Consider the following 21,217-nt stretch of genomic DNA (forward strand, 5'->3'; position numbering starts at 1 on the left):
GCAGGGCTTCGGCCGCTACTTGCCGGGATCAGCGGGCTTGACGTGGATCGAGATCCAGGAGGGCCGTCCACGGATCCATTTCTCGATGAACATGGCGCTGCCGCAACTGCTCCAGATACCTGAGGCCACCGGCTATACGGTCTGGGCAAGTCCCTGATCGTCACCGGCCTGGTCATGGCTCCGCAGGGCCTGGTGATGATGGCGGTCTCTCCGTACGGAGCGCGCATCACCAAGAGCAAGGGGCCGAAGGTGACCCTCATGATCGGGTCCGCGATCGTGGCGGTGGGCCACCTCATCACCATGATGATGTCCGGGGTCTGGCAGGTCATCGTGGCCTCCTGCGTCGTGGCGGCCGGAGTGGGCTTCGCGTACGGCGCGCTGCCCGCGCTGATCATGGAAGCCGTGCCGGTGTCCGAGACCGCCGCCGCCAACGGCCTCAACGCGCTCATGCGCTCCATCGGCACGACCGTCTCCAGCGCCGTCGCCGGCCTGATCCTGGCCCACACGACCACCGACTTCCGCGGCGTACACATCCCGACGGAGAACGGCCTGCGGGCAGTCCTTGCCCTGGGCGCCGGCGCCGGTGTCCTCACCTTCACGGCTCGCGTCAACCGGTCCGTAGAGGCGAAGGTCCACCGGAGCTACGTCCAGGACCTGGACACCGATGAGCGCTACGACGTGATCGTCTCCGGCCTGCCCCTCACCAATTTGCCCCCTGCCGAAGTCGAGCGGATCATGGCGCGCTACATCGACCTGCTTCACCCCGGCGGGACCCTGACCTATTTCGCCTACCAGGGCACCAGGGCGGCCAGGTCACTGACCGCCTCACGCGCAGAAGCGCGCCGCCACGCGGCGGTCGACGAGGTCATGGCCGCCTACCAGAGCAGGTACGCGACAGGCCGGTGGGCCGTGTGGGCCAATCTGCCTCCCGCCCATGTCTGGCAGCTGCGGCGTCCCCGAGCCGACGATCCGAACGACCAGTCCTCGCAGGGCCAGAGCGCACGATGAGTATCCTGACCGACGCGCTCGGCAGCGTTCCCCCGGCCGCCGCCTACGCCGTGATCGCCCTGGCCATCCTGGCTGAATCAATTCTGCTGGTCGGTGCTTTCATCCCCACCCTCACTCTGATGGTCACCGCCGGCAGCATGGCCCAGACCGGTCACATCAATCTCCTGCTCGTGATCGCGGCCGCAGCCGCGGCCGCGATCACCGGGGACTTCCTCGCACACCGGACCGGCAGGCTCCTGGGCGACCAGTTGCGGGCGGGCCGACTGGCACAACGCATCCCCGATCCCGCGTGCCTGCACGCCGAGGCGCTCATGGCCCGTCACGGCGGGCGGGCGATCTTCCTGGCCCGCTTCCTGCCGGTGGTACGCACCCTCGCCCCGCACACCGCGGGTGCCACTCGCCTGGCCTACCGGTGCATCGCGCCGTACAGCGCCGTCGCCGCCTGTGTGTGGGCCACGGCCGAGGCAGGTGTCGGATACGCCGCCGCGACCTCCCTCCAGCGCGCCCTCACGCTGGGCGGCCCCGCGGTCGCCGTGGTCGCTCTGATGGGGGCGGGGGGCGCGCTGCTGTGGCGAAGGAGGCGACGCCAGCTTCCTGAGACCCGGGAACCGGCAGTCGAGCGCACGACGCGGACCTCCGGCCGTTTCAGGCGGGTCTGACGAGGCCGGTGTCGTAGGCGAAGATCACGGCCTGGACCCGGTCCCGGACTCCGATCTTGGTGAGGATGCTGCTCACGTGGGACTTGACGGTGGACTCGGCAAGGGAGAGCTGTTCGGCGATCTGGGTGTTGGTCAAGCCTGTCGCGATGGCGGTGAGTACTTCGCGTTCACGGTTGGTGAGGCGGGCGAGCTGCCGTTGCTGTTCGGCCGTGTGGCCGGGCAGGTGGCTGGTGAAGGCATCGATGAGCTTGCGGGTCAGGCCGGGAGCGATGACGGAGTCTCCGGCGGCCACAGCGCGGATGCCGGCGATGAGTTCGTCGGGCAGGGCGTCTTTCAGCAGGAACCCGGACGCTCCGGCGCGCAGGGCGTCGTAGGCGTATTCGTCGAGGTCGAAGGTGGTCAGGACCAGGATGCGGGAGCGTCCGCCGGACTCGATGATGCGTCTGGTGGCCTCGATACCGTCCATGCCGGGCATGCGGACGTCCATGAGGACGACGTCGGGCTTGAGTTCGGCGGCCTTGCGGACGGCCTCGGCGCCGTGGGTGGCTTCACCGATGACGGTGAGGTCCGGGTGCTGTTCCAGAAGCATGCTGAAGCCGAGGCGTTGCAGGGCCTGGTCGTCGACGATGAGCACGGTCGTCATGCGCGGGGGTTCTCCGTTGTGGTCGTGGCGGGCGGGGTGGTCAGGAGACGGGCGTGGACGCTCCAGCCGCCTTGGCGGTTGGGGCCGGCGGTGACTCTGCCCTGGTAGATGGCCGCGCGTTCGCGCATGCCGACCAAGCCGCGGCCCTTTCCGGCGCTCCGTCGTCGCGAGCGGGGTGCACGGAAGGGGCCGGTGTCCTCGACATCGATACGGACCGTGCCGGACCCGATGGCTACCAGCACGGTGAGTGAAGTGTCTGGGGCGGCGTATTTGAGGGTGTTGGTGAGGGCTTCCTGGACGATGCGGTAGACGGCGAGCTGGAGGCCGGGGGCCAGCGCGGTGAGGTCGCCGTCGGTGCTGAGGGTGACGCTCGGTCCGGCGGCGCGGACTCGGTCGATCAGAGGATCGAGGTCGCCCAGGCTGGGCTGTGGAGCGAGCGGGGCATCGTGCGGCCGGTCGTTGTCATCGCCGACGACAGCGAGGAGCCGGCGCAGTTCGGTAAGCGCGCCGCGGCCGCTGTCGGCGATGATCCGCAAGGTCTCGGCACCGCGCTGGGGCTTCTTCTCGGTCAGGCCCGCGGCGCCGTCGGCGAGGCCGACGATCACGGCGAGGGTGTGGCCGAGAATGTCGTGCATCTCCTTCGAGACGCGGGCGCGTTCCTGAGCGACCGCGAGGCGGGCCTGCTGGTCCTTCTCCTTCTGCATGGCGGCGATGACGACGTTGACCAGGCGGGTGGCCAGGCCGAGGCCGGCGATGGCCGTCACCGTCACGATCCCCAGGAGCAAGACCGGTTCCGGGCGTCCGGCGTATCCCAGCTGCCCGTCGCTCCGGAACGTGGCGGCCCAGGCGATCAGCTGTGCCAGAGCGACGGCGACGGCGATGAGCAGTTGGCGGGGGGTGCCGAAACGGCCCACGTTGAACAGGGCCACGACGCGGGCGACGTCGGCACTGGCGTCGGCGCCGTGGAGGGACCCCGCATAGGCCGTCAGCACGGCGGTGGCAGTCGTGAGTGCGAAGACCAGCATGGGCCGACGCTCCCGCCACAGCAGGGGAACGGTCAGAGCCACGGTGAGGACCAGCACCTCGGCGATTCCTGAATCGCCGGCGGGATTGAGTACGGAAGGCAGGCCCACGGCGGCGCAGAACAGCGGGACGCCCCACCGCCGGACGCGAGGGTGGGCCCGGTCCGCCCACCGCCAGGCGGACAGCCGCGCGATGATCGAAACGATCACCCGTTGCTCAGCGTCGTTCGTCAGCGCCTCAGGCAGCTCGGGCCGGGAATCCTTCGGGGGCGGAGGGGTCAAGGTCTGTGCCCTTCGCGGTGCAGGCGAGCCGTTCGCCTGTCTCGGGGGAATGGACAGACGTCCGGCGGCTGGGGAGAGCGCCGACCGGGGGCGACCGCTCTTCCGCGATCGTACGGCTGACGACGGCTCGGGGTCGGCGACAGTCCTGGCTTCGTCGGCGCACGTTTCGTCGGAGCCGGGTACCGGAAGCGGAGAGAAGGCGGCCGTGGGGTGGGCGGTCTGCTGAGCCCTCAAGTGGGCGGCGCGGCTGCTTCGAGTACGGGAGGCGAGACGGAGTCGGATGCTACCCAGCCTAGAAGCGGTATCGACTGGCGCTACGGCACTGCGGGCGGGAATGCGGCGACGCCGACCAGTACCGGAGTACTAGGGTTCATCCTCCTCGCGGCAGCGACGGGCGGTCCACGGACTGCCTTGTGTAGCCGGGTGAGTACGGCCGGGCGAAAGGAACGGCGAGCGAGTGGTGTGCGGCGCGGTCAGGCCCGACTCGTAGGCGAGGGCGACAGCCTGGACGCGACTACGGGCGCCGATCTTGGTGAGAATACGGCTGACGTTCGACTTGACGGTGGCCGGGGCGATGAACAGGTGGTCGGCGGTCTCGGTCGTGCTCCAGCCGGAGGCAATGGCGGCCAGCACCTGTCGTTCACGCTCGGACAGTGCGCCGAGCCGTTCCGTCGGGAGAGCCGCAGGGGCGGGCGCCCGTCGTCGGACGGTGTCGATGAGCCGACGGGTGAGATCGGGCGGGATGACGGCGCCTCCGGCCACCACCGCGCGGATGGCCCCGGTCAGCTCGTGCGGGGCGGTGGTTTCCGGGAGCAGTGCGTCAGCGCCTGCCGCCAGAACGGCCCACGCGTACCCGTCGAGCCCGGCGGGAGCGAGCACCAGTACGCGGGGCAGGGGCGGGCTGTCGCCGCGTGCGATGCGGCGGACGGTGTCGATCGCGTCCGTGTTGGGCTTGAGGATGTGAATGAGGACGACGTCCGGGCGGAGCGCGGTGGTCATGTGAACCGCCTCGGCACCGCCGGCCGCCTCGCCGACCGGGCTCAGGTCCGGCTCGGAATCCAGCAGGAGGCGGCATCCGAGGCGTTGCAGCTCGTGGTCGCCGACGATGAGAACGGTGGGCATGCGGCCGGTGTTCTTTCTGTGGGAAACCGTGCCGGAGACGAGCGCGGTGCGGTGCGGGGGATCGGACGGGCCGGTCACCGAGGGCGGGTGGACGCGGGGCGCAGGGGTTGTCGACCACGAGGCCGGTGGTCACGCGGGGTGCTGCTCCGTGGAGTTGGCCGGCGGGTTGGGGATGAGGATGGCGTGGACGGTCCAGCCGCCGTGAGGGTTGGGTCCGGCGGTGACCTCACCCCGGTACAGGGTGGCGCGCTCACGCATACCGACCAAACCCCGCCCGCTACCCGCCCGGCCACGGCCCGCACCAGAGGTACTGGGCGGTCCGGTGTCCTCGACCGTAAGACGCACGGTGTCGGGATCGGCGGCGAGGGAGACATGGACCGAGGTGTCGGAGGCGGCGTACTTGACGGTGTTGGTCAGAGCCTCCTGGACGATGCGGTAGGCGGACAGCTGGAGCCCCGGGGCCAGGTCGGTGAGGTTGCCGTGCGCGTGCAGGGCGACGGTGGGGCCGGCGGCGCGGACCCGGTCGAACAGCGCGTCCAGGTCGGCGAGGCCGGGCTGCGGGGTGAGAGGGACGACGTGTGAGCGGTCCTGGCCGTCACGGTCTTCGTCGATGACGGCGAGCAGGCGGCGCAGTTCGGCCAGGGCGTCGCGGCCGCTGGCGCTGATGATGCGAAGGGTCTGGGCGCCGCGCTGGGGTTTCGTCTCAACGAGGCCGGCGGCGCCGTCGGCGAGGCCGACGATGACGGCGAGGGTGTGGCCGAGGATGTCATGCATCTCGCGGGAGACGCGGGCGCGTTCCTGCGCCGTGGCGAGACGGGCCTGCTGGTCGCGCTGTTTCTTCAGTGCGTCGATGTAGGCGTAGGCCAGCCGCAGGAGCAGGCCGAGTGCCGCGATCGCCGTCACGGCGATCATCGCCATCAACGTCACGGGCTCCGGACGCGTGACGTACTCCAGCTGCTGTCCGCGCCAGAAGAAGTAGGCCCATGCGACGAGTTGGACGAGGGTGACGCCGGTGGCGGCGGCCAGCAGGCGCGGGGGGCAGTGACGGCCGACATTGAACAGGGCGACCATCCGGGCGAATTCGGCGCCGGTCAGCACGCCCAGGGGGAGAGAGACGATGGAAACGGCCGTGGTGAGGGCGAAGACGAGCATGGGGCGTCGTTCCCGCCACAGCAGCGGGACGCAGAAGGCAAGGATGATCGGCAGCTGGGGGTCGCTGACGTTGTAAGGGTTGAGGTAGGCGTCGCTGCCGCCCGCGAAGCACAAGACCGGGACACCCCACCGCCGGACCCAGGGACGGGCCCGGTCGGCCCGCCGCCACGAGGCGAGCCGGGAGATGACCGAGGCGTTCACGCGCTTCTCTGGATCGTTCGTCAGGGCCTGAAGTAACTGGTGCTCGTCGGGGCGCTGGGCGGGGGCGCTCGGTGCGGTCACGGGTAGGCCCTTCGCGGTGTCGAGACCGCCCGCCGGCCCGGGGGGATCGGGCCGGCGGGCGGGGCGGGAGAGACAGCCGGTGAGACTCGGCCGCCATGTCAGGAGCCGTGCGGAAGCCAGTGCTCGCTCTCTTCAACGCCTGCGGATCGGGTTCTTCAGCAACTTTCTGCGTGCCGGAGCCTTCGGCTCCGAAGTGTCGGCGGGGACGGTGGCGTCGCCACCCCGTGCGAGGCGCTGCTTGAGCCTGGACAGTCCTCGTGCCTTCCCCCGCACCTGCTGGGCAGGCGCCGGTACGTCCGTGTGGCTGTCCGAGCCCGCCTGGCCCCCTGCGGTGACACCGGCGAGCACGGGTACGGGCGCGGAGTCCGGCTGCTCGGTTTCGAGCGCGTGGCGCAGTTTCTCGCCCTCGACGTCCACGTTCGGCAAGACCCGGTCCAGCCACCGCGGCAGGGTCCAGGAGCGGTGGCCGAGCAGGGCCATCACCGCCGGGACGATGGTCATCCGGACGACGAAGGCGTCCAGGAACACGGCGACGGCGAGCCCCAGGCCGATGGACTTGATCAGCACCTCGATGTCGAGGAGGAATCCGGAGAAGACGGAGACCATGATGACCGCGGCTGCGGTCACCACCCGGCCGCTGTGCCGGAAACCCTGCACGATGGCCTTCGTGGGTCCGGCACCGTGCACGTACTCCTCACGCATGCGGGAGACGAGGAAGACCTCGTAGTCCATGGCCAAGCCGAACACCACGCCGATCAGCACGATGGGCAGCAGGCTGACGATGGGGCCGGTCTGGTCGACACCGAAGAGGTCCTTCAGCCAGCCCCACTGGAAGACCGCGACCACGACTCCGAGGGTGGAGAACACGCTGAGCAGGAAGCCGAGGGCGGCCTTGAGAGGAATCACGATCGATCGGAAGACCAACAGGAGCAGGACCAGGGCCAGGCCCACGACAATGGCCAGGTAGGGCACGAGCGCGTCGGAGAGCTTGGTGCTGACGTCGATGTTGACGGCGGTCAGGCCGGTGACCATCAGGTCGGCGCCGCTGTCCTGGTGCAGGGCTGCGCTCTCGTTACGGATCTCGTTGACGAGGTCCTTGGTGGCTTCACTGGTGGGGGCGCTCTTGGGGACGACACCGAGCAGAGCCACGTCGCCGGCCTGGTTGAAGGAAGGGGGACGAACGGCGGCGGCGTCATCCAGCTTGCCCAGCATGGCGTACGCGTCCTGGGCGGCGGCATTGGGACTGTCACTGTCCCGGGCGTCGACGACTACGGTGAGCGGGCCGTTGAAGCCCGGCCCGAAACCCTTACTGAGCGTGTCGTAGGCGATGCGTTGAGTGCTGCCAGGGGGCTTTCCGGAGTCGTCGTTCAGGGCCATCTGCAGGGACATTGCGGGGATGGCCAGCAGGGCCAGGCCGGCCACCGAGACCGCGAGCACCTTGACCGGGTTGCGGGTGACGAACTCAGCCCAGCGCACGCCCAGCGACTCGCCCTCACCGCGCTCCAGCGCCTTCTTACGTCGGGTGAGCAGCTTCCCCTTCATGATCCGCATCCCGGCGAAGCCGAGCATGGCGGGCAGCAGGGTCAGTGCGATGACCACGGCGACGGCGACGGCGAAGGCGGAGGCCAGGCCCATCGAGGTGAGCATGGCGATGCCGATGACGCTCAGGCCGCTCAGCGCGACGATCACGGTCAGGCCCGCGAAGACGACCGCGGAGCCAGCGGTGCCGAGGGCCCGTCCGCACGCTTCCTCGGGTTCGTGTCCGTCACGGATCTCGTTGCGGTAGCGGGAGACGATGAACAGGGCGTAGTCAATGGCGACGGCCAGGCCCAGCATCAGTGCCAGGGTCGTGGAGGACGAGGCCAGGTCGAAGAAGTGCGTGGCGAGCGTGACCGACAGGACTGCTGCGGCCACCCCGAGGATCGCGGTGAGCAGGGGCAGCCCGGCCGAGATCATCGAGCCGAAGGTGATCACCAGAACAACGGCGGCCACCCCCACGCCGATCAGCTCGGCCACCTTGCTCGCAGACTTGCCCTCGACGGCGTTGCCGCCCAGGCTCACCTTCAGACCGGCCTTCTCGCCCTGCGCGACGACGTCGGACTGGACGGCGTGGGCCGCGCCGCTGACGTCGGTTTGGGCAACCTTGTAGGACACCTGGGCGTAGGCGATGGTGCCGGACTTGCTGGCCATGCCGCTGGTGAAGGGGTCGGAGACGCCCGAGACCTGCGGCGACTTCTCCAGCTTCGCCACCAGAGACTCGACCTCGGCCTTGTTGACGCCGGAGGTGAGCTTCTGCCCGCCGGGCGCCTCGAAGACCACGCGCGCGGTGGCGCCGTCGGCGGACGCCTGCGGGAACTCCTTCCGCAGCAGGTCGATGGCCTGCTGCGACTGCGTACCCGGAACGCTCAAGCTCCCCGAGGAGGTGCCGGGCGCACTCATGGCGCCGATGCCGATGGCGGCCAGGACGGCGATCCACAGCATTACGACAAGGCGCCGCCGTCGGAACGTCAGTCGACCGAGTCGATAGAGAAAGGTGGCCACGGATTACTCCCACCAGGAGAAGAGATCATTGGGTGAGCTGGGCCTGACTGACCCGCGATCTCAAACCTAGGAGCGGTACCGGGCAGCCATCCCGTACCGCGGAACCGAATCCGGCGGAGCCCGTTAGTACCGCAGTACTACTTCCTGTCCCTCTCGAAGCCCGCCGGTCGGCGATGCCCTGATCGAGAGAAGCGGCGGCCGGGCCACGGCTGGCCTTGGCCACGGGCGGCAGAGGCGGGTCTGGACGTGGTGGATCGTGCCCCGGGCCGCACACATCGTCGAACCGCTGCAGCGACTTCTCGTTGTCCTTCGGAGTGCCCCGCATTTGGTCAAGAGGCGGCCTGTGCAGACCCGTGGCTTGCGTCCCGTTCGATGATGATCATTGCTGCGTCGTCTGCCAGTCGCCGTCGTGGACTAGGGCGTGTCTCTTTGGTGAGGGCCGTGCCGCATGGCCCTGGGGGGAGCCCGGCGCGACAGAGTGATGGGTCGGGGGCGGGTGAACGTCGACTGGAATGTTGCTTTCCGTATGTGAGTGAATACGAAGCGTTCTGAGGTGTTCCCTCTTCCCTCGTGGGCCTCGATGAGGGGCACAGCCATGTCTTCGGCCATGTGTAAGACGACGAAAACTCCGGTGGCACGGAGGCTGGCCGCCGCGGCTGTCGCACTGGGCAGCTGCCTGGCGCTCGCCGGCCCTGCGACCAGCGCCGGCGCGGCGCCCACCGACCCCGTACCGACGGTCTTCTTCGGCGACTCCTACACCGCCAACTACGGCATCGCTCCCGTGAACCACGAAGGCAGCGAAAGGTTCCTCTGCTTCCAGGCGAAGGAGAACTACCCCACCGCCGCCACCCGGCGCCTCGCCGACAAGGGCGTCACGCTCGACGTCCAGTCGGACGTCTCCTGCGGAGGCGCGCTCGCCCATCACTTCTGGGAGAAGCAGCAGCTGCCCTTCGGTCTCGGTGAGCTCCCGCCGCAGCAGGACGCGCTCAAGTACGACACCCAGCTGGCCGTGGGCAGCATGGGCGGCAACACGGTGGGCTTCAACCGCATCCTGAAGCAGTGCTCCGACAAGCTCCGCAGCGACGAGGGGGCCCTGCTGCCGGGAACACCGGTGGACGAGGACGTGCCAGCCGCCAAGTGCAGCGAGTTCTTCGGATCCGGCGACGGAAAGGAGTGGCTGGACGACCGGTTCGAGCGGGTCGGATGGGACCTGGAGGAACTGCTCGAACGCCTCGCGTACTTCTCCCCCGACGCGAAGCGCGTCCTGGTCGGCTACCCCAGGCTGGTGCCCGCGGACACGAACAAGTGCCTGACCCCGGCGCCCGGCCAGACGGAGCTGCCGCTCGCCGACATCCCCAAGGACGCGCTGCCGGTCCTGAACCAGGTCCAGAAGCGGCTGGACGACGTCATGAAGAAGGCCGTCGCGGACATTGACGGCGGCGCCGACTTCGTCGACCTCTACGCCCACACCGGCGGCAACACGGCGTGCGACGGCACCGACCGGGGCATCGGCGGCCTGCTGGAGCCCTCCCAGATCAAGTTCGGCGAGCAGGGGCTCCCGTGGTACTTGCACCCCAATGGGAAGGGCCGCGACATCCAGGCCAAGCAGGTCGCCGACAAGGTCGAGCAGATCCTCAACCGGTAGAGGGGCGCGCCGCCGCTCAGGTCACCCCAGGGGCTGCACGCGGGCAAGGTGCAGGTAGTGGACTGAGGTCACGAGCTTGCCGCTGTGCCAGTCGCACACCGTTGAGGTAAGTCGCCAAGTAGCCGAGGAGTGCCAGCCCGACGGTCACGATCAGAGTGTTCATGGCAGATGATGTGAGGTGGCGCTCTGATCAGCGTGCGGACCAAAGGAAGATGGCTGCGAGGTGGAGTCCGGCCGGTTGACCGTGGCGGTTTTCTCGTAGCGGGTGGCGATGCCTCGCCATTGTTTCAGGCGGTTGATGCACCGTTCGACTGTGTTGCGCTGCCTGTATGCCTCGCGGTCGAAGGCGGGCGGTCTGCCGCCGTGGCTGCCGCGTCGTTTGCGGTGGGCTCGCTGGTCGGCGGGGCTCGGGATGACTGCCTTGATCCCTCGTCGTCTCAAGTGGTCGCGGATGGCGCGGGAGGAATACGCCTTGTCTGCGAGGACTGTCACTGGCCGGATGCGGGGACGCCCCTTGGGCCGGGGCACTCGAAGTGCTCTCATCACGGTCTCGAAGGCGGGTGCGTCCCCGGCCTGTCCCGGGGGCAGCACGAAGGCCAACGGCCGGCACTCGCTGTCGGCAGCGAGGTGGATTCTGGTGGTCAGTCCGCCGCGGGAGCGTCCGATGGCATGGTCGTCGGCTCGCCGGCCAGGACCCTTTTTGCGGGCTCCGGCGGCGTGCTGATGCGCGCGGACGATGGTGGAGCCCACCGCAACCACCCAGTCCAGGTCCTCTTCGGCGTCGGCCTGGGCCAGCAGCGCGGTGAACACGCGCTCCCACGTCCCGTCGATCGCCCAGTTCCGCAGCCGCGTGTAGGCACCCTTCCAGGAGCCGTACTTCTCGGGGAGATGGATGCACTGCGAACCGGTCTGAAACTTCCACGCGATTGCGTCGATCACCTCGCGATGGTCACGCCACCGCCCGCCCCGCTTTGGCATCCGGTCCGGCAGTAACGGCTCGATCCGCGCCCACTGCGCGTCGGTCAGCGACACACCCAGACGAATGATCAGCTGATCCGAAAGAAACGCCCTAGTCAGGTAATTGGGCGAACTCCAGTCGCCAGGATGGAGGAGGAGCAGCGGCCGTGGTCCCGAAACGCCTGGCGGCGGCGCAAAGACCCGGCCCTGGTGGTGCTTCGCCGCGATGGTCGTCCGTGCGGCTCTGTGCCTGGCTGAGGCGCGCCGTATCGACTGGCCACGGGCCGACCCACTCCTCTTCGGCCCCACGGCGCCCACACAGGACTGCCGGGCCCCGAGGCTGCGCCCCTGACCCCGTCCAGCCAGAACGTCACAGGCTCCCCGCACCGGCCCGCACAACGGTGAGTCATGTCACGGGCAACGTCTCCTGCCTGCCCGCATTGATCCAATTTCCGATCTTGATCAAGTCAGCCGTCTGCCCGTACCAATGCGAGGACCATTTCAACCAGCTTGGTTTCAGCGGGAGTTGGTGCACCTCGGCTGAACTGAGCGAGCAGGCTGCATCGTCCTCTTGTGTGTTGGGCTTACCGAAAGGAACCACGTGCGCAGACGAATAAGAGCGGCATGCTGGGCGTCGCTTGCCGCTCTGGTGATAACGGCTGGATCCGCCGCTCCCGCAAACGCGGAGAACACCGACGACAAGCCGGTACGGACGGTCACGCTGGAGACGGACACACCCCGCAGGCTCGACGCCGGGGAGGCGACCTTCTCTGAGGATGCGGCATCGGGATCGAGATCAGTCGGAGACCGTAAGAAGCGGATTCCCAAAGACTCCCCTGCCGTGCAGGAAGAACGGCTCGATGCGCTGCAGAACGCATCCGCCAAACGTGCCCCCTTGACTGCTGCGGACTGTCAGGGGCTGAGTTCCGCGCAGCGCGAGATCGGGAGTGGTCCTGGACCACTTCTCCTGGTGCAAGGTGGGGAATCACACGCTGACGGTCAAGGAGTGCCTCTTCAGCGTCTACCGTGAGACTGGGCGGGCCACCTTCCGCCTCAGCACTCTCGGGCAGGGCAGCAATAGTTCGCGCGAGGTCTCCTTCACGACCTTCATGGACCAGATCAACGTCTCCGGCGAAGCCGCGGTCGAACCGGTCACGCTCGACATGGAGTGTGTTGTCTTCAACGGGTCCGCGTGTACCGCCGACCCGCTGAACGCCGGCCAGACGCAGACCATGACCGCATGGGCGGCCAGCCCGAGCGCCTTCTTCAAATTCACCTCGCCCACCGTCGGCGCCACTGGCAGCGACCTGCTGAGCTGGTACGACTTCGAGGGGTCCGTCAACGCGTCCGACGAGACCGTCTCGACCGGCAGCAACGGCTTCCGCTGCGACTCCGCGAGCTACCTGAACTACCCTCGGGGTTGCGCCTTCGACCTGGGCCCAAGAGCTCTGGTACGACCTGAGCACCAGCAACCCCGAGGTGAATGAGAGCGCCCAGCACATCCTCGACGCCCAGGGGCGCCCCGACCTCACTCTGCCGCCGTGGGCAGGCAAGACGGTGCCCGGCTCGATCTTCAGCGGGCAGCCTCTCACGCGCGTCTACTACGACACGAGCCTGCGGGCTGCGAACCGGGCCAAGGCCGTGGCCACGTGCAGGCAGTACTGGGGCACCTACTCAGATCTGGGGCTGGACTGCGACGAGTATCCGTTGGCAACGACCTTGGAGGGCGCTGCGGCCGGAGATGACCGCTACTCCGCCCGCGCGCTCGACAAATTCGACAACCAGAAGGCCGGCTCGATAAGGCCGGCTCGATGCTGGGGGTCTTCTACGGGCCTGGCGAAACCACCGCCCCGGTCCTGTGGCCAGGCAGCCCGTCGGCCACAGGACCGGGGCACCACGATCACGAGAAGAAGCGAATCTCATGGCTGGTCCCACGAGCCCAATCCTTCGTACCGACGCTCAACCACGCGTCGAGTACAGCCAGTTCCTACTCGCCGACGACGAGTCTCTTCCCGAGTTCCCCGGATGGAAAGGGTCTTCTCGCGTCCTGGTTGAGGGCGATCGAGGAGTCCTGTTCCGAACCGCGGGCAATGACTTCTTTCCCGACGTCCGCATCGAAGTGTGGTCGAGCGAACCCCACCTTCCGCAAGATCAATTGTGGGATGTGATCGAGGAAGCCGCCATCGTCAGTCGAACCGGGCGGATCAGGCTGCGCGAGTGGGACCGCAGCCCCGCGGGGGAACTGCTGCAACTCGGATCGACAGGAGACTACCGACTGCGGGCCCATTGCCGCGGACGTGCTGAGGCCACCGCACGCTCTGCACAAGACTTGTTTTATGAGGGTGTCGAAGAGTGGCTCCTGCAGATCTGGCCCATCGCACCCAGCGATTGACTCACCCTTCCCTCCACCCACCGCTGCGAGTCCTGCCGCGTCACCGCACCGCGCCCTGTACGAGCACTCGTCACCGCCGTCCTTGCGTGGAAGAACCCAGACCTCGAACCCCGCGACTACGAACAGATCGCCCTCCAACTCACCGGGCACGCCCGCGCCGTAGCCTCCGACGTCCGCCGCTATGCCGCCGCCCTGCCCAAGAGCGACGGCTGCGGCGCCCTCGCCGAAGTCGTCCTGCGCGAAGCCCGCAGCCGTCTCTCCGCACCGCTGGAGGGCACCGCCCGCTGCGCCCAGAACCGCGCCCGGCTCGTGCGGGCCCTCTACACGCGGCTGGACCGCCTCACCGAACCCCTTCCGGCTGCCCCGTAGTCCGGACCCGGCCGCTCGCACCGGACGGCGTCCAGCTTCGGGGTGTACGGCAAAGGCTCGTAGGAGCAGTCAGCCCCCGGCGCCACCTCGGAGAGGGTTCCGTCTGTCCGTCTCCCATGCAGCAGCGTGTCCAGGAAAGTCCCTTTTCTTGGGAAACGAGATTCGAATAGACGTTCGACTGTTGACGTGTTAGCTTCACACGCCACGGAAGCAGTCGCCTGCTGTCGACTGCTTCAACGTCGTTTCACCGCAATGCATTTGGAGGCTCAAGAACTTGCGAAAGCACCTGTTCTCTCCCGTCACGCCCAACCGCCCGGCCCTGCGCCGCGGCACCACGACGCTGGCCGCACTGGCGGCGCTCACGCTCGCCGCCGGGGCGACAGCCGAGGCCGCGCCCGACGCGCGCGCCGTCAGCACGTCCGGTGTCACCCTCGCCGGCCGAGACGGAGCCCCGTCAGCAGCCGCAAGCGGCAGCTCCAATCAGGTCCAGTACGTACAGGACTCCCTCCTCGCCGCGGGCAACACCGGCTACCTGCACCGCCGCGCGAATGCCGACGGGTCGGAAGGCGTCTACACCTGGCGCGGTTACGACGGCAGCGAACGGTCACTGGACACCTACGGCGGAGCTCCGCAGGGACAATACGGGTACTACGCCGCCGGAAGCGACACGGTCCTCACCTCTCCGCTCTACTCCAGCGGGCAGATCCAGACGCAGGACATGGCCACCGGCGCGACCACCGACGTCACCCTCCCCGCCGGACAGTACGTCGCCGCCGTCTTCGGCTCCACTCTGATCACTCAGGAACTCAACGACGTATGGCAGGTCGCACGCCTGCACGTCCTGCACGTGGCGGAGGACGGGGCGATCCAGAGCGATATTCCGGTCGACCCACCGGAGAACCAGTTCTTCCCCGGGGACCAGCCCGTGCTGGCCGGTGACGGCAGATCCGCGCTCATCCGGTTCCGCCACGCACTCGACATCGGCCTGCTTGACCTCGCCACCGGCACGATGACCACCATCAGCACGCACGCAACCGACGACGACTCGCTCTACCTCCAGGCGGCGCTCTCCCCGACGCACATCGCCGTGTACCACGAGGGCGCGAACCAGGCCCGTGTCGTACGCCGCGACGACCCGACAGGCGCGCAGACCGTGGTCCCTGTACCGCAGTACGCGAGCGGCACCGCCTTCGTCGGCCTGGCCGGCGAGTGGCTGCTCACCAGCTACCGGCCGCCGTACGGCACGTCCGCGGGACCCGGCGGCCCGCTCCAGGCCACCCCGCTCAACGGCGGCAAGTCGCACACCCTGCTTCCCGCCGCGGAGCCCGAGATCGCGCAGATCCCGTCCGGTGGTGCCGTCGCCGTCGGACAGTCGAAGGACGGCGCCTGGACCGCCCACCGCATCAGTATTGCCCCGAACGGCAGGCCCGCGCTCACGCCCCTGACCTGACGACGCCCCTGTCGCAGCGCGGCAGTGGGGCTGAGGGCACCTTGATCCGGGTGGTGCCGGTACAGCCGGAACGGCCCCGACGGCCGTGTGTCTGACTGCTCAGCCCCCTGCGGCTTCCTGTGAGCCGCCGCGCGGCGCGCACTCGGTGCGGTGGCACGCATCGTGATGCGCGGCGCGGCGCACCAGCCTGCGATGGTGCGCACCCGATGCGCGCGGTGCGCACCACGGGCAAGCCTCGCCGCTGGTGGCGGTGTAGGCCGGAGACCTCCTGATCCTGGCGGCGGTGCGTGCCACGAAGTGGACGGCCTCTCCCCGGTCGCGGTACCGGCCGTGGGGCGCGGCGACGAGCGCCTCGTCCAGGCGCACGAGGGTTTCCCAGTCGGAGAACCCGCGCGCGGGTCGAGGAGTTCGTCTTCTGCTTGCTTGCTTGCAGAGCTTCTGCTGGCCGGTGACGCGGGCGGGGTTGACCTTGATGAGGCCGTTCCGGATGTAGGCGCTCATGGCGCCCTCAGTTGGTTGTCGGCGGGACCTGTTCCAGCCAGTTCCAGAGGGCGCGTTCGCGGTCTGTGTCGTAGGACTCGGTGGATGACGCCATGGCCTTCTTCCGGTGGATGTAGGCACCGGTCGCGGCGGGGGTGACGCCGAGGATGGCGTCGGCGAGTTTCTTGCCCGCGGGGACCGGGGTATCCACGAGCGGTGTGACCGTGAGCAGCGGGATGACTTTACTCATCAGGAAGGGAAAGGCTCCACCGGTTTCGCGCGCGAGCCCGGTTCCGACCACGAGGCTGGGGTTGTAAGAGACGATGTCGATGCCATCGGGCAATCGGCGGGCCCATTCGTGGACCAGGTGCACGCCGCCGAGTTTGCTCGTCACGTAAGCACGACGGCCGGCCCGGACATTTCCGGAACGGTCGAATGCTCCGGGGCGGGAGATCTCGGGGATGGCCCACCGGGGTGCGGGCATGGTCCCCCCGGTGTGCCGGAAATCACCGAAGTGGGCGTCGCTGACCGTGACGACGATGCGTGCCGGCGCCTGAACGTGGGGGTGTAGCTGCCTGAGAAGCTGGTGGGTGGACATGACGTTTACGGCGAAGGTCCTCTCGTATCCGTCGACCGTGGTCTGCAACGCGTTGGAGAGGTGGACACCCGCGTTGAAGACAAGTCCCCGCAGCGGAGGCAACTCGCCGGAATCAAGAAGGTCTTCCAGCCGTGCGCCGGCAGCGGCGACACTCGCCTTGCTCGACAGATCGATGTCGACAGTCGAGACGTGCGGAGAGATTCCCCGCAGGCTCGGGAGCACCTCGGCGGCGGAGGAGCGCCGCCCGAGAACCACAAGGTGGGTGTCGGGGCTGCGCTTGAGGATGTCTCGCGCGGCTTCCAGGCCGATCCCCCGGGTGGCTCCGGTCATGATCAAGGTCTGGTTCGCTGCGGTCATATGTGCGCCTCCTGCGTGAGATCGTGCGAGTACTGGTGTGCGTCGACGTATGCGTTCTCCGCCGCCATCGACACTGACGGAGTGTTCGATGATCAGGGAGCCTTCGTCGAGCCTGGTATCCGCAGGGCCACGCACCCGGCCCGCCGCTTACCACTGATGCGGGACAATGAAGTCATGGTGGGAGATGAGCGGTCAGGTCTGGGCGAGTATCTACGCCACCATCGCTCGGAAATGACACCCCGAGATCGACCCGGGGCGTCCCCTCTGTCTCATAGGCGTGTGCCGGGCCTGCGACGCCAGGAGCTCGCCGACGTCGCGGGCATCTCGGTCGAGTACTACACCCGTCTCGAACAGGGGCGCGCGTCCCGCCCCTCGCGGGAGATCCTCACCGCACTGGCGCGGGCCTTCCGGCTCTCGAACGCCGAACAAGATCACTTGTTCCGACTCGCCGACGAGCGACCTCCACAGCCGCGAGCACCAGCTGCGGAAATCCGACCGGGGCTCCAGCGACTGCTCGACAGCCTGGACGACACCATGCCGGTCACCATTCACGACGGCCGGCTCGACATGCTGGCGTTCAACGTTGCCGCGGCGGATCTGTTCGGGCCCGTCTTCGACGACGGACCTTACGGCCACAACATCGTCTACCAAGCCTTCACGTCGGCGGGACTCCGCGAGGTGCTCGGGAACGAGGGAGCGGAGCAACTAGCCCGAGTGGCCGCAGCCGAACTTCGCAAAGCACTCAGTCTCTACCCGGAAGATGAGCAACTTCGTTCTCTGTTTGGCGAGCTGTCGACGAGCAGTCCCGAGTTCAGCCGCCACTGGGAGCGAGGAGAGATCGGAACATGGAGGTCCGCGATGAAGCGCGTCAACCATCCGACCAGAGGTCTACTTGCGTTCGACAGCGAGGTGTTGCACGACCCCGAGAGCGACCATTGGATCATGCTTTTCACGCCCCGCCGCGCGTGATCTGCTCACCGTCAGCAAGGACGCCATCCGCGATATCACCGTCGAAGTCAGACAGCTGATGCACCAGTACGGGCACACCTGAGCAACCTCACCTGCCTCCTCTCTACGCCACCGCACATAGCGCCACTGTCAACATCACAGGAGTGTAATCAAGCGGCTCGCGTAGAGATACAAGTCGGCGTAGTGGACCTGTCAGGCGTTCATCCCTCCGTCGATGGTGATGACTGAGCCGGTCACGTATGAGGAGGCCGGGCTTGCCAGGAAGGCCACGAGGGCCGCCACCTCGTCGGTCGTGCCAGACCTTCCAAGTGGCACCAGGCTGCGGATGTAATCTGCATCGCCGCCGTTGCCGGGGTTCAGCGCGGTGTCGATAGGGCCCGGCTGCACCAGGTTGACAGTTATGTTGGCGGGGCCGAGTTCGCGCGCCAGACCTCGGGTGAAGAGTGGTGAGCAGACTTGGTAAGCGCATAGAGAGTCACTCCGGAGAACGGCAAACGATCTCCGTGCGTCGAGCCGATGGTGATAATGCGACTTCCGTCCTTCAAATGAGGGATGGCGGCCCGTGCGGTCAGCACGGTCCCGCGCACGTTGACGTGCAAAACGGTGCCGATGTCGTCGGGGCTGAGGTCGACTAGGGTGTTTCGTTCGGGATCATCTGGTCGTTGGTCCGGGTGTGCCGTTAAGCGACGTGCAGTGGGCGCGGGTTGAGCCGTTGTTGCCGGTCCGGACGCCCCGGCGGGGTGGCCGGTGGCGGGATCACCGTGGGGTGATCGATGGGATCGCGTGGAAGTTCCAGGCCGGATCGCAGTGGGTGTACCTGCCGGAGAAGTACGGCAACTGGCGGGGTGTCTACAACCGGTTGAGGATGTGGGCGGTGGACGGGACCTGGGAGCGGGTCTTCACCGCGCTGATGGCCCGGGCCGACGCTGATGAGGATCTGAACTGGGCGGTCTCGGTGGACTCCACGATCGTGCGCGCGGATCAGCACGCGGCGGGGGCCCGTAAAACGGGGGCCCCGGCCGGCGAGCCCCACGACCACGCCATCGGCCGCTCCCGCGGAGGACTGAGCACGAAGATCCGCCTGGCCTCCGACGACCGGTGCGGGCCCATGGTCTTCGTCCTGACCGCCGGCCAGGCCGGCGACGCACCTGTTTTCCCCGACGTCATGGCCCGCCTGCGCGTTCCCCGCCCGCGGGGGCGGCCCCGCACCCGGCCCGATGTGGTCCTGGCCGACAAGGCGTACTCCTCCCGCGCCATCCGCGACCACCTGCGCAGGCGTGGAATCCGCGCGGTCATCCCCGTCCCGGCCGACCAGCGTGGCCACCGGCTCCGCCGGGGCAGCCGCGGCGGCAGACCACCATTCTTCGACCGCGATACCTACAAGCAGCGCAACACCGTCGAGCGCTGCATCAACAAGTTGAAACAGTGGCGGGGGCTCGCCACCCGCTACGACAAGACCGCGACCATTTACCTCGCCGGGCTCCACCTCGCAGGCATCTTCATCTGGTCCGCCCGATGAAGCAAACGAAAGGCCCTAGATGACGGGGAGTTCGCCGCCGTCGACTATCAGGCTCGCTCCGGTGACCCACTGAGCCCGGTCCGATGCGAGATAGGCAACGGCCTCGGCGATGTCGCGCGGGTCTCCGGGGCGACCCAGAGGGACGCCCGCCGTGACGTCGGCAAGCGAGACGCTCATCGCGTCGGCGAAGTTCTGGCGGATCACGTCGGCGCCCGGGGTGAGCACGTTGCCGGGCATGATCGTGGTGACGCGGATTCCGGCGGGCGCGAGCTCGGAAGCGAGCGCTTTGCTGTAGGAGTTGAGCGCGGCCTTGGCGGCACCGTAGTGGGCCAATGGCGGCACAGGCGTGAGGGCCGCTCCCGATGAGATGTTGACGATCACGCTGCCCGGCCCGGCCTCGCGCAGTGCCGGCAGCAGCGCGTTGTTGACCCTCACGGCGGACAGGTAGTTGAGGTCGAGTGCGTCGAGCCATTCCTCATCGGGGATAGATGAGATGCCCCCGAGGTGAGTGCGCGCCGCAGCCGCGTTGTTGACCACGATGTCGACGCCGCCGAGTTCGTTGAGCGCTGCCGCAGTGAACGCCTGCACGCCCGCGTGCGTGCTGATGTCGCCTTGAATGAAGGTGGCGGCCTTCGGCGTCTCGTCGGTGGCGTTACGCGCCGTGGTAACGACGGTCGCGCCGCCGTCGAGCAGCCGCTGCACGATGGCCGCGCCGATCCCGCGAGAACCTCCCGTAATGATCGCGCGCTTGCCGGCGAACTCGGTGGTGTTGGGCGAAGTAAGAGTTCTGAACATACGGTCCACTATATCGAGTTCTGGACCGATCGTCCAGAAGTTTCGGACCGGGAGTTCAGAACGGCGTATCATAGAGGCATGGCGCGACCACGGAAATTCAACGAGCAAGACGTCATAGTCGCTGCGCGTCGGCAGTTCAACGAAACTGGCTACCACGGCACCTCGGTCGACGATCTCTCCCGCGCGACAGGGCTCAGCAAGGGAAGCCTCTACGGCGCGTTTGGCGACAAGGAGGCACTGTTCCAGCGAGTGTTCGAGGAGTACTGCGCGAGCGCCGACGAGGGCGCCGCCGCCCGGCTCGAAGGCCCGGAGGACCAAGCGCTCGACCGCCTCCGCAATTGGCTCCGGGCGCCGGAGAGCTACACCGACCGGCGTGGCTGCCTGCTGGCCAAGGCCACGGCCGAACTGGCGTGGGAGAACGACGACATCGCGACCAGGTCGCTCGCGGCGCACGAAACGCTACTCGACAGCTGCCGCCAACTTGTCGAGCAGGCGCAGCGCGCCGGGCACCTGGATCCGGCCGCCGACGCTGAGGTGCTCGGCGGGCTGATCCTCACCACGCATCGCGGACTCGAGGCGCTCGCCAAGGCGGGGATCGACACGGAGACCAGGAACCGCATCGCCGACGCCGCGATCGACAGCATCGCACTGGCAGTTCCTTGACCCTAGAGTCGGCAGTTCCCGTCGGAGGCCAGGCGGATCTTCGTGCTCAGTGCTCCGCGGGAGCGGCCGATGGCGTGGTCGTGGGGCTCGCCGGCCGGGGCCCCCGTTTACGGGCCCCGGCCGCGTGCTGATCCGCGCGCACGATCGTGGAGTCCACCGAGACCGCCCAGTTCAGGCCCTCATCAGCGTCGGCCCGGGCCATCAGCGCGGTGAAGACCCGCTCCCAGGTCCCGTCCACCGCCCACATCCTCAACCGGTTGTAAACGCCCCGCCAGTTGCCGTACTTCTCCCGCACGTACACACACTGCGATC

18 protein-coding genes and 3 pseudogenes are annotated in these 21,217 nt (G+C 68.1%); 10 read left to right on the forward strand and 11 right to left on the reverse strand.

Annotated elements, in window-relative coordinates; all coding sequences use genetic code 11:
* The first annotated feature begins 174 nt into the window (after positions 1-174).
* Both P3L51_RS08985 and P3L51_RS08990 read left to right on the forward strand, forming a co-directional pair.
* On the forward strand, positions 175-1,008 hold the full coding sequence (locus P3L51_RS08985; RefSeq protein WP_354604564.1) for an MFS transporter: 834 nt from the start codon (positions 175-177) through the stop codon (positions 1,006-1,008).
* Positions 1,005-1,667, forward strand: a complete 663-nt coding sequence (locus P3L51_RS08990; protein ID WP_354604565.1) for a DedA family protein — start codon at positions 1,005-1,007, stop codon at positions 1,665-1,667. Before P3L51_RS08985 ends, P3L51_RS08990 begins: the two co-directional genes overlap by 4 nt.
* Here the strand turns inward: P3L51_RS08990 and P3L51_RS08995 are convergent.
* The 5 genes from P3L51_RS08995 to P3L51_RS09015 all read right to left on the reverse strand — a co-directional run bounded on the left by P3L51_RS08995 (position 1,654) and on the right by P3L51_RS09015 (position 8,711).
* Positions 1,654-2,310, reverse strand: coding sequence for a response regulator (locus P3L51_RS08995; protein ID WP_354604566.1), 657 nt, complete (start codon positions 2,308-2,310; stop codon positions 1,654-1,656). The genes P3L51_RS08990 and P3L51_RS08995 overlap by 14 nt on opposite strands.
* On the reverse strand, positions 2,307-3,542 hold the full coding sequence (locus P3L51_RS09000; RefSeq protein ID WP_354604567.1) for a sensor histidine kinase: 1,236 nt from the start codon (positions 3,540-3,542) through the stop codon (positions 2,307-2,309). Before P3L51_RS09000 ends, P3L51_RS08995 begins: the two co-directional genes overlap by 4 nt.
* Positions 3,543-3,977: 435 nt before the next feature.
* The gene (locus P3L51_RS09005; protein ID WP_354604568.1) at positions 3,978-4,736 is read right to left on the reverse strand and encodes a LuxR C-terminal-related transcriptional regulator; all 759 of its coding nucleotides are present in this window, start codon (positions 4,734-4,736) and stop codon (positions 3,978-3,980) included.
* 129 nt (positions 4,737-4,865) lie between these two features.
* Positions 4,866-6,170, reverse strand: a complete 1,305-nt coding sequence (locus P3L51_RS09010; protein ID WP_354604569.1) for a sensor histidine kinase — start codon at positions 6,168-6,170, stop codon at positions 4,866-4,868.
* A 132-nt stretch (positions 6,171-6,302) separates the two neighbouring features.
* Positions 6,303-8,711, reverse strand: coding sequence for an MMPL family transporter (locus P3L51_RS09015; RefSeq protein WP_354604570.1), 2,409 nt, complete (start codon positions 8,709-8,711; stop codon positions 6,303-6,305).
* A gap of 631 nt (positions 8,712-9,342) precedes the next feature.
* On the opposite strand from P3L51_RS09015, the gene P3L51_RS09020 reads away from it, so the two are divergent.
* Entirely contained in the window at positions 9,343-10,356 is a 1,014-nt protein-coding gene (locus tag P3L51_RS09020; RefSeq protein ID WP_354604571.1) for an SGNH/GDSL hydrolase family protein, read from the forward strand.
* Between the two features lie 190 nt (positions 10,357-10,546).
* Here P3L51_RS09020 and P3L51_RS09025 read toward each other — a convergent pair.
* A protein-coding gene (locus P3L51_RS09025) for an IS5 family transposase (protein WP_354604584.1) occupies positions 10,547-11,400 on the reverse strand; the annotation gives its coding sequence in 2 pieces (ribosomal slippage) (positions 10,547-10,602 and positions 10,602-11,400; 855 coding nt in all).
* 890 nt (positions 11,401-12,290) lie between these two features.
* Between P3L51_RS09025 and P3L51_RS09030 the strand changes: the two genes are divergently transcribed.
* The 4 genes and pseudogenes from P3L51_RS09030 to P3L51_RS09045 all read left to right on the forward strand — a co-directional run bounded on the left by P3L51_RS09030 (position 12,291) and on the right by P3L51_RS09045 (position 15,524).
* Positions 12,291-12,800, forward strand: a complete 510-nt coding sequence (locus tag P3L51_RS09030; protein ID WP_354604572.1) for a hypothetical protein — start codon at positions 12,291-12,293, stop codon at positions 12,798-12,800.
* A gap of 434 nt (positions 12,801-13,234) precedes the next feature.
* Positions 13,235-13,705: a hypothetical protein gene (locus tag P3L51_RS09035; RefSeq protein ID WP_354604573.1), complete on the forward strand. Its 471-nt coding sequence runs from the start codon at positions 13,235-13,237 to the stop codon at positions 13,703-13,705.
* Between the two features lie 54 nt (positions 13,706-13,759).
* Positions 13,760-14,074 (forward strand): annotated as a pseudogene (locus P3L51_RS09040) (DUF6415 family natural product biosynthesis protein); the annotation flags it as partial.
* A 274-nt stretch (positions 14,075-14,348) separates the two neighbouring features.
* Complete coding sequence (locus P3L51_RS09045; RefSeq protein WP_354604574.1) at positions 14,349-15,524, forward strand: hypothetical protein; 1,176 nt, start codon at positions 14,349-14,351, stop codon at positions 15,522-15,524.
* Between the two features lie 99 nt (positions 15,525-15,623).
* Here the strand turns inward: P3L51_RS09045 and P3L51_RS09050 are convergent, their stop codons facing one another.
* The gene (locus tag P3L51_RS09050) at positions 15,624-16,025 is read right to left on the reverse strand and encodes a hypothetical protein (protein WP_354604575.1); all 402 of its coding nucleotides are present in this window, start codon (positions 16,023-16,025) and stop codon (positions 15,624-15,626) included.
* Positions 16,026-16,032: 7 nt separating this feature from the next.
* Positions 16,033-16,959, reverse strand: coding sequence for an SDR family NAD(P)-dependent oxidoreductase (locus tag P3L51_RS09055; protein ID WP_354604576.1), 927 nt, complete (start codon positions 16,957-16,959; stop codon positions 16,033-16,035).
* Between the two features lie 174 nt (positions 16,960-17,133).
* On the opposite strand from P3L51_RS09055, the gene P3L51_RS09060 reads away from it, so the two are divergent.
* Positions 17,134-17,928, forward strand: coding sequence for a helix-turn-helix domain-containing protein (locus P3L51_RS09060; RefSeq protein ID WP_354604585.1), 795 nt, complete (start codon positions 17,134-17,136; stop codon positions 17,926-17,928).
* A 192-nt stretch (positions 17,929-18,120) separates the two neighbouring features.
* Here P3L51_RS09060 and P3L51_RS09065 read toward each other — a convergent pair.
* Positions 18,121-18,731 (reverse strand): annotated as a pseudogene (locus tag P3L51_RS09065) (SDR family NAD(P)-dependent oxidoreductase).
* On the opposite strand from P3L51_RS09065, the gene P3L51_RS09070 reads away from it, so the two are divergent.
* Positions 18,617-19,447 carry an IS5 family transposase gene (locus P3L51_RS09070; RefSeq protein WP_354604577.1) on the forward strand — a complete coding sequence of 277 codons (831 nt, stop codon included), beginning with the start codon at positions 18,617-18,619 and terminating at the stop codon, positions 19,445-19,447. The pseudogene P3L51_RS09065 and the gene P3L51_RS09070 overlap by 115 nt on opposite strands.
* A gap of 15 nt (positions 19,448-19,462) precedes the next feature.
* Here P3L51_RS09070 and P3L51_RS09075 read toward each other — a convergent pair whose 3' ends face one another.
* On the reverse strand, positions 19,463-20,242 hold the full coding sequence (locus P3L51_RS09075) for an SDR family oxidoreductase (protein WP_354604578.1): 780 nt from the start codon (positions 20,240-20,242) through the stop codon (positions 19,463-19,465).
* Between the two features lie 78 nt (positions 20,243-20,320).
* Here P3L51_RS09075 and P3L51_RS09080 point away from each other — a divergent pair, with 78 nt between their 5' ends.
* Positions 20,321-20,905 (forward strand): TetR/AcrR family transcriptional regulator, encoded by a 585-nt coding sequence (locus tag P3L51_RS09080; RefSeq protein WP_354604579.1) that lies wholly within the window; start codon positions 20,321-20,323, stop codon positions 20,903-20,905.
* 8 nt (positions 20,906-20,913) lie between these two features.
* Here the strand turns inward: P3L51_RS09080 and P3L51_RS09085 are convergent.
* Positions 20,914-21,217: pseudogene (locus P3L51_RS09085) on the reverse strand (IS5/IS1182 family transposase); the annotation flags it as partial.

The sequence above is a fragment of the Streptomyces panacea genome, assembly GCF_040560175.1.
Classification (GTDB): domain Bacteria; phylum Actinomycetota; class Actinomycetes; order Streptomycetales; family Streptomycetaceae; genus Streptomyces; species Streptomyces panacea.